Here is a 13,891-nt window from a genome sequence, read left to right on the forward strand (position 1 = left end):
AGGAGCAACCATGACTTCCCTTGATCTGTCCGGCGCTGAGTTCCGCACCTCCAGCCTCAGTGGAGCCAACAACAACTGTGTCGAGGTGGCCACCAACCTGCCGGGCCTCGTCGCCGTCCGCGACAGCAAAGACCCCTCCGGCCCGGCGCTCACCTTCTCTCCCGCAGCCTGGGACGACTTCTTGAGCAGCATCTGCACCGGAAAGATCTGACCTGATCAGGGACAGTGTCCGCGAAACCGTGAGGCCCTTACAGCAGGGAACCGATTTCGGGGTCGTACTCCCAGTGCCAAGGCTCGAAGGGGCTGACGTAGGCCCACTTGGGGTGGATCCAGCCGTACTTCTTGCCGTTCGCCTCCAGCCAGTTGAACTCGGCTGAGCGGAAGCGTTCGACGCCCCCGCAGAGGTCGACGGCGAGTCCCAGGCCGTGGTTGCTGCGGCCGGGGACCGCTGCCAGGCCAGGGCGGCGGTAGTAGACCGACTGCTGCTCGGCCAGACTCCGGTAGCTGTCGGTCACGCACATCGGCTTGCCGAACTGCCGCTTGTACGCCTCGTTAAGGCTGATGAACGCGAGTGCGGCGTCCCCTCGCAGCTGGTTGCCGCTCTGTTGGAGCGGGCAGAGGTACGCCTGCGGAATCAGCCCGTTGGGAAACTCGCTCATCGAGGTCGCCCTGGTCGGGTCGCACCCGGCAGCCGGACGCCCCTTCTTGTCGATCTTGACGCCCAGTTTCACCAGGGCCTTGGTGAGGGACTGCACGATCTTCTGCGAGCGCGCCCTGAGCGTTCCGATCTCGGCGCCCATCTGGGCCTCCGCGAGGAGGTTGCCCGCCCTGAGTTCTTGCGCCTCACCCGCCAGGCGCTCCCGTTCCAACTGCAGACGGCTGCTGTCCTCAAGGATGCGGTCGCGCTCGGCGACGATCTGGGTGAGGCCGGCCATCGCGCGCAGGGTGTCGGCGTTGGACTCGCCGGATAAGAAGCCGGCCAGGTCCCCACCGGAGGGCTGCTGATAGAGGATCCCGACGAGGTCCGACAGCGGCTGCCGTACCTGGGCGAAGGCCCGCTCGGCCACCTGCAGCTCCCGCAGCTTGGCGGAGAGCTCCTTCTCCGAGTTGCGGATCTGGGTCCGCCGCTGCTCCAGGGCCTTGGTCGCGGCCTCCAGATCCTTCGCGGCCTTCTCCGCCTCACGACGCAGCTCTGTGAGGTTCACCGGATCCGCGGCGACGACGGTCTGAACCTCCGCAGGCGCTCGCTGCGCGACAGCGGATCCCGGCAGGAGGGACGTCAGCGTCGCGACGACGGCGATCAGACCCGCTGATCGACGAGGTGGCACGTTCGACCCCTCCGTTTGCGAACTCGTGACCTGGGTCAGGCACGCACGCTACTACAGCTGACCAAGTGAACGGGCCAGCTCTCCACAGCCGTTATGCGCCGAACACCCCTTTTTGGGACCGGACAAGTCAGGCTTCTTGCCGCGCGTGCTTCTTACAGACCCCCCAGAGCCACGTCCCCTTCCACTCCGCCGAACACTCGTCGCGGGGCTCAGGCCGCGCGAGTGGCGACGTACGACGCACCCGAGACTCAGGTGCCGCAGGGGGTGGAGATGCCAGCTTCCGTGGGCCTCTGGAGGCTTGCGGGCGAGGTGTGATGGGAACGACCACCTCCGCCTCGCTCGCACCATCGGTCCCGCTCGGGTTATTTTGCCAACCGGCCTCGTCCGAATCCGTGTCGCGCACCCTTGATTTCGCCGCGACGGGCATCCATCCCCCGTACACCCGCTCCGGCCGCAACGGCGGAGGCATCAGCCTCGGCCCGAACACCCGACTCCGTACGGACCCGACCACGACCGGCACCACGGCCACCACTTCTTCCGGTGCTCGCGCCTCTCGCGGCCTCTCCGCTTCCCGGAGCGTCCCTGCTTCTCGCGGTGTCTCCACTTCTGTCGGCGTTCCCGCCCCCGCCGGTGTTTCCGCTTCTGCCGGTGTCCCCGCGGTTCCTTGCGGCTCATCCTGTGGCTCGTCGTCCGGCGATTCCACAGGCTCTCCGGCCCTCAGCCGAGACGCCGTGCCTCTCCAGGCTCCCCCGCCTTCTCGGAACCCCCGGCGCCCCCCGTCCCCCACCCAAAGGGCCTCGCCGTCGTCAAGCCTCTCGGTTTCCTCGCCCTCTTCAGCCTCCTCGGCTCTCCGGCCCTCCCCGGCTCCCGTCGTCTCTCCGAACCGCTCGGCTTCTCTCACCCGTTCGGCCTCCCGGACTCCGCCGCCCCTCCCGCTCTCGTCGGCCTCCCCAGGCCCTTCAGACCCCTCAGGCTCCGCACCGGCGTCAGCCCTCTGGACAGCGGCCTCGTACCCGGTGAGCTCGGCCACCAGCAACCCCCCGGCCAGAAGCGCGGGCGCCAGCATCGCACCGCACAGCACCACCGGTCGCAGGGCTCGATGCCCGCGAATGCGCTTCCGTCGCCTGTCGATCACAGACCGTGACGCTAACCTCACCCAACGCCGCACACCCGCCCACTTGCCCCCCTTATTACTCCAGGCCAGCGAACCGATAACCCGGCGTCCGCCCCTAACTCCCCCTTCGGGCGCGCAACCACTCGCTACTTTCGCTACTCTTACTAGGAGCCCCTGCCTCCGTAGCTCAGGGGATAGAGCACCGCTCTCCTAAAGCGGGTGTCGCATGTTCGAATCATGCCGGGGGCACCATCTTGACTAGCCGTTAGCCCTTTGACCAGGGTTTAGCGTGTTCCCCTCTTATTGATCACGTGCGGCCGGATGCCACTGTAGGCAGCCGTGAACCAATGATCGCAGGACATGCGGGGGACGATCTTGAAGATATTTCCCCAGGTCGAGCATCAGAGATCTGCCGATTGGCACGAGGCCGCTGGCCCTCGATGCACTTGGCATAGCCCCTTAAGAACACGTCGACGCTGTGCCCGACCCGCTCAGCCACTTCGGGTTGCCCGAACCTTGGCATTCAGCTACAGGGACAGGCGGCGTGCCGCAGGTCGAACGGCCGGGCAGCGAGCGTTAGCAGGGGTAATCGTCACCAACGGGACGGTGGACAACCAGCTCGGAAAGATCCAGCCGATGGGCCTCGCCCAGGCTGTCGACGCCAATGCACTCTCGGGCTTCGATACGGTGACAATCGTGAGCTCGTACCTGCTGATTCTCGGTGAACGTGAGGCCGTGGCGTGGGTGCTGCGCGAGTCGCGGATGGCTTTCCCTCCGACGAGTCGGCGCGAAGTAGCTAAGCTCAAGGTAGGGGACAATCTGTTCATCGTCACCACCCGAGGCTGCTGGCACAACCCGACGCGGGACCGCACGCGTATTGTCGGCCTTGCGAAGGTCACCACGAGCGTCGTCGCCTACGACGAGCCTGTCACGATCGCAGGCCGTGACTTCACACGGGGCTGCGAGCTCAGCATCGAGACGCTCGCGCCGTACCTTACGGGCGTCGAGCTGGTGCCACTCGTTCCACATCTCGACGCCTTCCCCGACAAGCGAAGTGGCAGATGGTCCAACCGACTTCGCCGCCCTCTCCTGGAGATCTCCGATGACGACGCGCAGTTCCTCGGACAGAAGCTGGGCAACGTCTGCGGGGATGCCGCGACCATGATCCCCAAATACCTTGCCGTCATCCGACCTGTGCAGTCCGTTTCCCGAAGGAAGTAGCTGCGAGCACGGCTCCTGCAACCACCTTAAAATTCCACTTACAGAGTGGACAACACTCTTCCGCTAATGAGGATCCCCGTCAGACAAGGCGGAGGCGTTCTCGGTTGGTGAGATGGTTGCGACCCTGTACCCGGACTGGTGGTCGAGGGCACCCCGATGCGTAGATGACAAACGCGACCCCTGATGATCGTCGGTGTCTAGCCAGTCGATCAAGAACAGGGGCCGCGTTCGCGTGCCATCATCCCCGATCGGCGTGCTCGCTCGCCACTCCGAGCACGCCGCAACATCCCACCCATGGACCGATCTGCCCGCACTGGCCGAGGTCCTGGACACCCTGCCCGACCCGCGCAACCGCCGCTACCGGCTCGGCCCGCTCCTGGCCCTGACCCTACTCGCCGTACTCGGCGGAGTCACCTCCATAGCGGCGATCACCCGATCCATCAGCGGATACGACCCAGCGTCCTGTCCCGCGCCGGGCTGACCGGCACCGTCCGTCTGGCTACCAGCACCTCAGCTTGTGACGTGCGGCGCTTAATCGAGTCTCCCTGTCCTGTCAGCTGATCCATTTCACGGTCTTGTCGTTTCCTAGATTATTAAGCAAGAGCATGACCAGTTAGGATCACCAGCGTCACGCGGCATGTTCTTCCGGTATGGCTGTCGCACGTACGCCTTGCAATACCGAGACGATGGCGTCGACACTGGCTTCGGGAAACAGGTCCTCGGGGCCGCGAGGAGCGAGGGCAGTAAATGGCGATTCGTAAAGGGCTTCGACCTCCATGATGCCGTTCTTGGCCAGGTAGTCGATCAGGAGGCGGAGGAAGTGGAGTTGGTTGGCGGTGAGGTTCTGGCCGGCCTGGAACTGGTCGAACGCCCTGGATACGGCTTCGCGGTCCAGGCCTGTGAGTGAGCGGAGGAACACGCCTAGGCCGTCGTACTCAATCTTGGCCTGCTCGATATCGGCCTCGGTGCCGAAGCCGTTCACGATGAAGATCTGCTCCAGCTCTTCAAGGTCGACGGTAGTGATCTGCTGGTTGCGGCGGAGCTTCTGCACTGCCAGCTCGTTCTCGTGGCTGCGCAGGTAGGTGCGCACCTTGGACTCGAACCGTGACTTGTCCGTGCCCAGCACGACACCCTTGATCTCGGTCATACCCAGTTCACCGAGTTCGTCCTGAAAGTCGGTGTACACGATGCCGCGTTTCACCTTGGGGATGAGCTTGGCCAGCCCACGCAGACGTCGCCGCATCGACTCCAGCATGGGCAGCGTCACGTCCTCCCACCACGAGTCGATGGTGAGGTCCTCAAGGAGTTCCTGCTGCTGCCGGACTGCGGGGATGGTCAGTGTGGTGGGATCGAGCAGCGCCGAGGCGATCTCCTGAACCTGGATGCGGAGCCGCAGATAGCTCGCATCGGCCTCCACCTGGGCCAGCTGGAGCCGCAGCGCTAGGAGGTCGAAGCGCTTGGCCTCTTGGCTGTTCTCGTCCTCACGGAACTCCGTGGGAAGGGACGCGAGCGCTTGGGTGATCTCCGTATGCTTCTCCGAGGTGATCTTCTGCCAGTTGGCCGGCTCTCTATAGGTCTCGACCTCGCGCAGGTGACGGCGGACCTCGACGTTGGCCGGGTTCATGCTCGCTACCTCGATCTGCAGCCGCTCGGCCAGACTCCAGCGCAGATCTGCCACGGTCTTCGTCTCGGCGGGCATCTTCTCAGCCGGGGGTGTCAAGTCTAGGTTCTGCTGGTCCAGGTTGAGCAGCAGGTCCATACGATGCTTGAACAGCCGTTCGCTGAGAGAGGGTTGAAGCCTTCCCTCGGCGGGAGCAAGGTCCTGGTTGAAGAACTCGAAGTTCTGGCATAGGTCGAAGACGAGGAAGCCACTCTTATCCTGGTTCGGACCGAACAAGTCGGGGCAAAGGCGGGTGCCGCGCCCGATCATCTGCCAGAACTTCGTCTTGGACCGCACCATCTTGGCGAAGACCAGGTTGACAACCTCGGGAATGTCGATGCCGGTGTCGAGCATGTCTACTGAGATCGCGATGTGCGGGGCCTTGCTCTTGTCGGAGAACTTGTCGATGAGGTCCTGGGCGAGGACCTTCTTGTGCGTGATGACTTGCGCGAACTCGCCGCGATATTCGGGGAACAGCGTGTCGAAACGCTGGACGATGAACTCGGCGTGGTTGTTGTTCCGGGCAAAAATAATCGTCTTGCCGAGCCGGTCCCCACCTTCGACCTTGGCCCCGTAAGTCATCAGCGTCTCAAGGGTCTTGTCGATGGTGTCCTTGTTGAACAGGAACTTGTTTAACTCGTCGGCGCTGATCTCGCTGGGGACGTCGTCGTTCTCATCCCAGTCTGCCGCGTCCCACGCTTCCTTCTCCTCTTCCGACAGGTCGTCGTACTTGATGCCCTTGCGCAGGAACTTCAGCGGCACGTCCACCCCACGCGGAGCAACGAGATACCCCTCGGTCACAGCCTCATCCAGGCCGTAAACATCGGTGGGCACCCCATCTTCCAGGTTGAACAACCGGTAGGTGTTGCGGTCGATCTCCTCTCTCGGGGTAGCAGTGAGCCCAACCAGCAGCGAGTCAAAGTAGTCAAAGATCATGCCGTACTTCTGGTACACCGACCTGTGCGCCTCGTCGATGACGACGAGATCAAAGTAGCCGGGTCCGAATCTGCGCAGGCCGTTACTGGTCTCGTTGATGAGCCCCATCATGGTCGGGTATGTCGAGACATAGACCCGGCCCTCAGTGTTCTTCTCGTTCAGCAGATTCACCGTCGGCACCCCGGGCAGGTGCTGCTTGAACGCGTTGGTGGCCTGGGTGACCAGCGCCTGCCGGTCGGCCAGGAATAGCACCCGCTTCACCCAGTTGGCTCGGATCAGCTGGTCGACGAGCGCGATCACCGTCCGAGTCTTGCCCGAGCCAGTTGCCATCACCAACAGTGCCTGCCGCAGATAATCCTTCTCGAAGGAATCGTCAATGCGGCGGATCGCCCGGCTCTGGTAGTGACGGCCAGCGATTTCCTCGTTGACCGCCTCAGTAGCCAGCGGGCGACGGCTGTTCCGGCGATGGATCAGGGTGCGGAGCTCGTCTTTGGTATAGAAGCCCAGAATCTTGCGTGGCGGATACTTCAGGTCGTCCCAGATGTGGGTCTCGTAGCCGTTGGTGTAGAAGATCACTGGCCGCTGGCCGTACTTATCCTCTAAGCAGCCGGCGTAAGCCTTGGCCTGGTGCTGGCCCGCCGTGGCGTCGCTGGTGGTGCGCTTGGCCTCAACCAGTCCCAGCGGCTTGCCGTTGTCGTCCCACAGGACGTAGTCAACTTTGCCCTTCCCGCTAGGGTTGGGCATTCCAGTCACCGGGAACTCTCGATCTTCCGGCTTGTCAAGCGGCCAACCCGCCTCCTTCAGCAGCAGGTCGATGAGCAGTTCCCGGGTGTCGGCCTCGTTGTAGTCATGGGTGTCTGGCACTGCGGTGTTGGCGGCCTTGGCCTTCTTGATCTCGGCCTGAAGCTGGGCCACCTCGGCGTCCAGATCCTGGTTCTTTCGACGCTCCTTGGCCAGTTCGGCCTGCTGCCTGGCGAACTCCTCCGCCATGGCCTCGATCTCGGCCTGCTTCTTCTGGCGGACCTCGGTGGGGAGCGGCTTGGGAATCAGCGTCTGGTCGAAGGTCGAACCGGTTGCGGGCGGCACGCCCTGGTTCTGGGTATACCGGCGGGCGATCCAGTACATGACATGGAACAACTCGCTCACGATGCGGATTGCATCCGAGGCGGGAACCGGACCGTGCCGATGCACGGCCGTATTGCCCTGACGTCGGATGAGGTCCATTTTCATGCGGATCGCCGGGCCAACGAGATTCACCATGGTCGGCTCGGCGATCAACGCTGAAAGGTCATCGCGGTAGGGCAGGTTCAGCGTGGCGTCGGCCCTATAAAGCCAGTTGACCGCCAGTTCCAGCGTTCGCCTAGCGTAGAAGCACGAGACACGGGGATCTGCTACTGCAAGCCGCTCCGCACGACTCGCTTCTTCGTGCAGATTAGGCCATTCAGACTGAAGGAACGCGAAGTTGCCCACCGGGACACCTCCTAAAGAGAATCAGATGTCCCGATCTTGCCACAAATCTCCGCGAAACGCGCGCTGCTGCAGGGATGCCGACAAGGCATCAAGCCCGGTCAGAGCTCTCTCGTGAACCGACTTCAATGCGCGAATGGCGCCAATCCTTTCATCTAACTTATACTGCAGACTAAGAGGGGGAATAATTATCGGAATTGACTTGATTCGAGCACCGGAAATCAACGGCTGGGCCGACTTGCTTGCATACTGGTTCAGATTCGCTTCAACTAGCGCCCGTGCAAGATATTCATTGGTTACTTCTACATATTTCTCACTCACATAGAGCGCATTGTCTGTTATCCATGATTTAGGCGGGGCGATATGGATACAACCACAATAGACTCCGACCCGACCAATGACGATCTTCTCCTCCTCGAAGAGGTACTTGTCGTGCTTGCCGTTGACACCGTTGCCGCCAAAAACCGGATAATTACCATCCTGTTGCATGGCACTTGCAGGAAGGAAGGATCCACTTCGAACTTTGATCATCTTCCCTAAAGGAATTACCTGCATTCCGTGCACATTTGACGTGGGAGTGCCGAACATGTCAAGAAAGATGGACCGAATGATGTCGTCGAGGAGGGCAATCGCCTTCCGGCGCTTCGTGCACAACACATCTACGTGATCCAACACCTCCGCAATCCGCCGCTGCATCCCTATCGACGGGCGGATGATTTGGGTATCTTTGAGGAATTTATAATGTCTAGAATATCCCGCGCTAGGGATATCGAGTGATGAAAGGAAGTGATATAGAAACTTCGAGTCAAATTCGGGACCGGGCTGCAGAACCTTCACTCCATCGGCCCCAACACAGAACGGAAAGTCGACATATTTGAATCGTCGCGTATGGTCGCCAAAGACGATGACAGGGAGCTCACCTCGATATGCAAGCTCCAGATCATCAGTGAAGCCTGCGATAAGCTCTTTTCCTTGATCGACAATTGCGAGGCGTCCGCTGCTGGCATAGTCAGAAGCTTGAACTTTGCGACTTCCAGACGAACAGTCGGTTACTGCAGCACCGAACGGAACAGATTCCCACGCGTTCATCCAAGCATGCCTTTCAGCTCGGACATTCCCTGCTGAATCTCAGCCTCGATGCGCTCAAGTTCCTCAAGAACTTCGGCGGGAGGGCGGTGTTCGACCTCTTCGTGCAGGATCTGCTTATAGCGGTTCAGGCTCAGGTCATAGCCTTGAACAGCGATGTCGGACTTGGGAATGCAGAAGCTTTGTTCGGTCCGGGCTCGCTGTTGCTCGCTGCCATTGCGTCGCGCCCAGCGTGCGAGGACGTCCGGGAGGTTGTTCTTGACGTGATCAGCCGCGTCGAGTTGAACGGCCGGCGCCGGCCCGAGCTTGTCCTCGCTCAGCAGTGGCGTGCGCTTGTCGTCGAGGCTAAAGCCATCGGCGGTGACTTCGTAGAACCAGACGTTGTTGGTACCGCCGCTGTTGGTCTTAGTGAAGAACAGGATTGCTGTAGAGACTCCGGCATACGGCTTGAAGGCCCCGCTTGGGAGCTTGACCACCGCGTCGAGCTTGTGATCCTCGATCAGCATGCGCCGGAGCTCCTTGTGTGCTCCGGTGGACCCGAAGAGCACGCCGTCCGGAACGATAACGGCCGCGCGGCCACCGGGCTTGAGCAGTCGAAGGAAGAGCGCCAAGAAGAGCAACTCGGTCTTCTTGGTTTTGACGATCTGCTGCAGGTCCTTCGCGGTGGTCTCGTAGTCGAGGCTTCCTGCGAAGGGCGGGTTGGCGAGGATCATTGAGTATCGCTCGGCTTCGCCAGCGGCGCTCTGGGCCAGGGAGTCCCGGTAGCGGATATCAGGCTGCTCGACCTCGTGGAGCAGCATATTCATACTGGCGATCCGAAGCATGGTGCTGTCGAAGTCGAAGCCGTGGAACATGCTCTCGTTGTAGTGGCGCCGCTGGGTCACATCGAGGAGTGCGTCCTTGTGCGTGCGCTCGACGTATTCGGCGGCCGCGACGAGGAAGCCCGCGGTGCCGCAAGCGGGGTCGCAGATCTCGTCCCGGGGGCCGGGGGCCATCATTTCGACGATGAGCTGGATGATGTGTCGAGGGGTGCGGAACTGGCCATTCTGCCCAGCAGTGGCGATCTTACTGAGCATGTACTCGTAGAGGTCACCCTTAGTGTCCCGCTCGCCCATCGGGATGTCGCCGAGCATATCGACGACCTTGGTGAGGAGATTCGCCGTGGGGATGGTGAACCGGGCATCCTTCATGTGGTGCGAGTAGGTGGAGTCATCTCCGCCGAGGATCCGCAGCCATGGGAAGACCGCGTCGCGGACCGTCTGAAACATGGTCTCTGGGTGCGACTCGGTGAACTCCGACCACCGCAGGCTGTTCGTCTCCGAGGTGTAGATCGGGTTCTCGATCGGCTTGTCTGTCCGGGCTGCCTTGCGCTCTTTCGAGGTCTGGATGTCCTCTAGTCGCCTGATGAACATGAGATATGTGATCTGCTCGATCACCTCTAGTGGGTTGGAGATCCCGCCTGACCAGAAGGCGTTCCAGACCTGGTCGATCTTGTTCTTCAGCTCACCCGTAATCACGATCGCAGCCTAGTAGAGAAGCACGACAAGATTTCCCTTCTCGGCAAGATGGCCGAGCGGGCTAGCTTGGGCTTCCCCTCGTAACGTAGGGACATTGGCCCTCCCTTCGTACCGTGGAGGTCTGACCTAAGGGGTTGGGTCATGGGAGAGACCAGACGGAGTTTCGATCCGGAGTTTCGGGCGGGTGCGATACGCATCGTGCGCGAGACCGGGAAGTCGATCGCCTCGGTCGCCAAGGATCTGGGGATCAACGCGGGCACGCTGGCCAACTGGATGCAGATGGACCGGCTGGCTCGCGAGCGGAACGCGACCGGGGATCTGAGCGAGTCCGAGCGGGAAGAGCTGGCTCGGCTGCGCAGGCAGCGAGCCGAGTGGGCCAAGGAACGCGCCGAGCTGGAGATGGAGCGTGATGTGCTCAAACGATCGATGGCCCTCTGGGTCAAGGACGCGATGGGCCAATGAGTCTGGCCGCTTTCATCGCCACTCAGAGGGCCGAGCACGGTGTTTCGCACGCGACCGCGTGCCGGGCGCTGGAGGTGTCGCAGGCATGGTTCTACAAGTGGCGCGCTCGGGGGCTGTCGGCGCGTGCGGGGCGCCGGCAGCGATTGGACGCCGCGGTCGCGGCGATCTTCCGCCAGAGGGACGGCCGGGACGGCTCCCCCCGCATCACCGTGCGGCTGCGCCGGGCCGGATGGCGGGTGAGTGAGAACACCGTGGCCGCCTCGATGTGACGGCAGGCCTTGGCGGCCCGCCCGAAGCGGCGGCGCAAGATCACCACATCGGAAGTCTCTACGGTTTGAGGGGATTGCCATGGCGGCAAGGTCGTTCAGGTTCAGGTTCAGGTTCAGGTTCACGTTGACGTCAACCCGTCAGCGCCGTGGGCGTTGTCGGCCCGCTGCTGGCCCTTGGCTAGGAGGCCGTGGATGCTGGCGGCGCAATGGCCTCAGTACAGTGTCGGAGTGGCAGGTGAGCAAGTAAGCGCTCGGGTGGACGCCTGGATCTGGTCGGTGCGGCTGACCAAGACTCGCTCGATCGCGTCCGATGCCTGCCGAGGCGGTCACGTCCGGGTCAACGGGGTGCGGGTCAAACCCGCGCACGTCCTCCGGGTCGGTGACGAGGTCCGGCTGCGGCACGAGGGCCGAGAACGCATTGTGGTCGTCTCCCGAATCATCACCAAGCGCGTTGGCGCCGCCGTGGCTGCCGAGTGCTACGTCGACAAGAGCCCTCCACCCCCTCCCCCTGAAGAGGTCGTGACAGTGGCCATCCGTACTCGTGGCGCGGGCCGTCCCACCAAGCGCGAGCGCCGCAGCATCGACAAGCTGCTCGGGCGCCCGCCGACGGAGGAGCGAGGCCGCCGGGCTCGCCCCGAGTGAGCGGCATGCCGCATTGGACTGGATGCGCGAGCTCTCCGCACCCACCCCACCCGTGCCGTTCTCCGCCGATCTTCCGCCGTCAGGAACAGCTCCGCCGAGTTGGTGCTGACAGTGTCGCCGGAGCCCTCTAGACCCCGGTTGGCCGAGTTTCGATGCTGGAGGAGTAACAGGGCCAGCTTCAGCGCGCCGGGCACACGCCGGACGCATCCGCTCGAAGTGCTTGAGCACCCTATTCGTGGTCGTGCAATGCAGCGGAGAGGTTTCCGGTGCGTAGCTCTTGCTGTTCAACCCATCCCTTTCCCTCCGCGGCGATTCCTTCCAGGACGTGGAGAGTGTGGGGAAGTCCTGCGGCGTCCAGTGACACCTCGGACACCTCGCCCGGGTTCTCACCCTGCTGTAGCTCCTCCATCCCTGAGCTCACCTCGACGCGGATCTCATCGCCGTTGACGAGGGTGAGCTGGAAGGTCCGCTCGTTGTTGTCCGCCTGGCTGACCCGTACGGAGGCGACCGCTTCGAAGCGGTAGTTGAGGCGCTGCCGGTCGTGGAACGTGCCGTTCAAGAAGTCGAGCATGACGGTGAGCTGGCGCACCCCGTCCTGAGTGACGAGGAAGACCAGGAGCTGATACTTCTTGTAGCGCCACGGCCCCCCACGCAGTCGTGCGCGTTCGCTCGACCGAGCGGGAGCCTCGATAAAGGCGTGGGCGATGACACCACTCATGGTCAGCCGGTAATGCCGCAGCGCCTCCTCAAGAAGCACTTTCCTGTCGCAGTCCAGCCAGGTGGCCATTTCCTCATCCCGAGGCTTGTCCGCCAGTCTCTCCCGCCACCGGGCATGGGCATGCAGGTCGGTCTCCCAGGTCCGGATGCTTTCAGCCTCCTCTGCGGCGTATCGGCGACGCTCCAGAACGATGTGAACCCACGCGCGGGTGCCGATCCAGCCGAAGATCAGCAGGAGGAGAATCGCGCCAATCCCGCGCAGAGGCTCGACAAGCACGGCACCGCTCATCGCCCAGCCGCCTCCACTTGCGAGGGTTAGGAGGCCGAGTATCGCCAGAGCCTTCGTGCGCCCGGGGGTTGCGAGTCCCTTGCGATAGCTCCACAGCGTGCCTTTCCTGCGGCGGGCACTGGCGTCGCTTGCGCGATGCCGAATGAGCCAGGCGATCTTCTCGACTCCTCCTGGTGTACCTCCGTAGACCGCAGTGATCTCGTCACGCAGGCTCTGGCGGATGCCTGCGGTTTCGGCCCGCCACTTGTCACGGTCCACACCAGGCGGAAGGTATTTGGCGAAATAGAAATCGATCCGGTGCTCAGCCTTTTTCGCGAAGCTGCCGCTCTCGGCCTTCGTCTTCGGCCCCAGGTACTCCCAGTCTTTGGCGCGGCGGCGTACGACGCGAAAGCGCCAGTCCACGGCGTTCCGTACGCCGACGTAACCGCCGGCGATGCTCAGCACGGAGGCGAGCATAAGGAGGATGCGGCCGCTCTGTAGGATCAGGTAGCCGAGGTGGGCCGTCGCCGTGACCAGCACAGCGGTCGCCGTCACAGCTCGTGCCCAGGTCCCCACAGGGGTATCGGGTGGATGCGGGGCTCGGGGCAAGGGCTTCGCCGGCGCCGGATGGAAGAACTTCCAGATCCGGTCTTGTCGTTCGCCGGCCATCTGCTCCGTCTTCGCCTTCTTCAGCGCGCGGTGCCACAGGTGATCCTCGATCGGACCGTCGAGGTACAGCTCTAAGTGCTCCAGGATCAGGCTGCGTTGCGGTTCGCGGAGCGCGTCGAGGTCTTTGATGACGACACGGATGTCCTCCTCGGTTTTACCTGCTGACTCCAGAAGACGGTCAATGATGCGTAGGCCGTCCCGCCAAGGATCCTCGCCCGAGAGCCGCATGATGGCGTACCGCTCTCGTAGCTGGATGGTCTCCTCCTTGGTCAGCTCGTGCCGCGTCCGGCCGCTCACCATGGCGAGCAACCAGTAGAAGTAGACCTCGTTGGTGGCGTAGTCGACCATGGCCTCGCGGATAAGTTGCCGGGCAGGTCCCGGCATGCGGCCTTTCAGGAAGGAGACACCAGCCCGGAACTTGATCTCGGGTGGATCCTGCGGTGTCGTCACGTAGATCGCGTCGACGTGCACTGTCCCTGCCTGAACTCCTACGTAGGAGTCTGTGGCCACGTTCTCGGTGCGGTGCCCTGAATCC

The 13,891-nt window shown here is 62.7% G+C and carries 11 protein-coding genes and 1 tRNA gene; 7 read left to right on the plus strand and 5 right to left on the minus strand.

The window, feature by feature from the left end:
• Positions 1-10 precede the first annotated feature (10 nt).
• Positions 11-211: a DUF397 domain-containing protein gene (locus tag ACFY3D_RS15110; protein WP_389979606.1), complete on the plus strand. Its 201-nt coding sequence runs from the start codon at positions 11-13 to the stop codon at positions 209-211.
• A gap of 37 nt (positions 212-248) precedes the next feature.
• Here ACFY3D_RS15110 and ACFY3D_RS15115 read toward each other — a convergent pair whose 3' ends face one another.
• Positions 249-1,328: a D-alanyl-D-alanine carboxypeptidase family protein gene (locus ACFY3D_RS15115; RefSeq protein WP_389979609.1), complete on the minus strand. Its 1,080-nt coding sequence runs from the start codon at positions 1,326-1,328 to the stop codon at positions 249-251.
• A gap of 1,290 nt (positions 1,329-2,618) precedes the next feature.
• Here ACFY3D_RS15115 and ACFY3D_RS15120 point away from each other — a divergent pair.
• The 3 genes from ACFY3D_RS15120 to ACFY3D_RS15130 all read left to right on the plus strand — a co-directional run bounded on the left by ACFY3D_RS15120 (position 2,619) and on the right by ACFY3D_RS15130 (position 4,144).
• Positions 2,619-2,694: transfer RNA gene (locus tag ACFY3D_RS15120), tRNA-Arg, on the plus strand.
• A gap of 354 nt (positions 2,695-3,048) precedes the next feature.
• A complete protein-coding gene (locus tag ACFY3D_RS15125) occupies positions 3,049-3,663 on the plus strand; it encodes a hypothetical protein (RefSeq protein ID WP_389979612.1) in 615 nt (204 codons plus the stop codon).
• A 232-nt stretch (positions 3,664-3,895) separates the two neighbouring features.
• The gene (locus ACFY3D_RS15130) at positions 3,896-4,144 is read left to right on the plus strand and encodes a hypothetical protein (RefSeq protein WP_389979615.1); all 249 of its coding nucleotides are present in this window, start codon (positions 3,896-3,898) and stop codon (positions 4,142-4,144) included.
• Positions 4,145-4,291: 147 nt separating this feature from the next.
• Here ACFY3D_RS15130 and ACFY3D_RS15135 read toward each other — a convergent pair whose 3' ends face one another.
• The 3 genes from ACFY3D_RS15135 to ACFY3D_RS15145 are packed head-to-tail and all read right to left on the minus strand — an operon-like array spanning position 4,292 to position 10,329.
• Positions 4,292-7,729: a DEAD/DEAH box helicase family protein gene (locus ACFY3D_RS15135; RefSeq protein ID WP_389979618.1), complete on the minus strand. Its 3,438-nt coding sequence runs from the start codon at positions 7,727-7,729 to the stop codon at positions 4,292-4,294.
• 21 nt (positions 7,730-7,750) lie between these two features.
• A complete protein-coding gene (locus ACFY3D_RS15140; protein ID WP_389979621.1) occupies positions 7,751-8,815 on the minus strand; it encodes a restriction endonuclease subunit S in 1,065 nt (354 codons plus the stop codon).
• Positions 8,812-10,329, minus strand: a complete 1,518-nt coding sequence (locus ACFY3D_RS15145; RefSeq protein ID WP_389979624.1) for an N-6 DNA methylase — start codon at positions 10,327-10,329, stop codon at positions 8,812-8,814. The genes ACFY3D_RS15140 and ACFY3D_RS15145 overlap by 4 nt, the downstream gene beginning before the upstream one ends.
• A 141-nt stretch (positions 10,330-10,470) precedes the next feature.
• On the opposite strand from ACFY3D_RS15145, the gene ACFY3D_RS15150 reads away from it, so the two are divergent.
• From ACFY3D_RS15150 to ACFY3D_RS15160, 3 genes are all read left to right on the plus strand, one after another.
• On the plus strand, positions 10,471-10,791 hold the full coding sequence (locus tag ACFY3D_RS15150) for a transposase (protein WP_389979627.1): 321 nt from the start codon (positions 10,471-10,473) through the stop codon (positions 10,789-10,791).
• Positions 10,788-11,060: an IS3 family transposase gene (locus ACFY3D_RS15155; RefSeq protein ID WP_389979630.1), complete on the plus strand. Its 273-nt coding sequence runs from the start codon at positions 10,788-10,790 to the stop codon at positions 11,058-11,060. The genes ACFY3D_RS15150 and ACFY3D_RS15155 overlap by 4 nt, the downstream gene beginning before the upstream one ends.
• Positions 11,061-11,288: 228 nt before the next feature.
• Positions 11,289-11,702 carry an RNA-binding S4 domain-containing protein gene (locus tag ACFY3D_RS15160; protein WP_389979633.1) on the plus strand — a complete coding sequence of 138 codons (414 nt, stop codon included), beginning with the start codon at positions 11,289-11,291 and terminating at the stop codon, positions 11,700-11,702.
• A gap of 229 nt (positions 11,703-11,931) precedes the next feature.
• Here the strand turns inward: ACFY3D_RS15160 and ACFY3D_RS15165 are convergent, their stop codons facing one another.
• Entirely contained in the window at positions 11,932-13,827 is a 1,896-nt protein-coding gene (locus tag ACFY3D_RS15165; protein ID WP_389979636.1) for a hypothetical protein, read from the minus strand.
• Positions 13,828-13,891: the final 64 nt, after the last annotated feature.

Origin of the sequence: Streptosporangium sp. NPDC000509, from assembly GCF_042898365.1 — a bacterium.
GTDB lineage: Bacteria > Actinomycetota > Actinomycetes > Streptosporangiales > Streptosporangiaceae > Streptosporangium.

What these genes read in the sequence shown, in the direction of transcription:
- ACFY3D_RS15110 (WP_389979606.1), top strand. Translation starts at nt 11, where the DNA reads ATGACTTCCCTTGATCTGTCCGGCGCTGAGTTCCGCACCTCCAGCCTC.
- ACFY3D_RS15155 (WP_389979630.1), top strand. Translation starts at nt 10,788, where the DNA reads ATGAGTCTGGCCGCTTTCATCGCCACTCAGAGGGCCGAGCACGGTGTT.
- ACFY3D_RS15150 (WP_389979627.1), top strand. Translation starts at nt 10,471, where the DNA reads ATGGGAGAGACCAGACGGAGTTTCGATCCGGAGTTTCGGGCGGGTGCG.
- ACFY3D_RS15140 (WP_389979621.1), bottom strand. Translation starts at nt 8,815, where the DNA reads ATGAACGCGTGGGAATCTGTTCCGTTCGGTGCTGCAGTAACCGACTGT.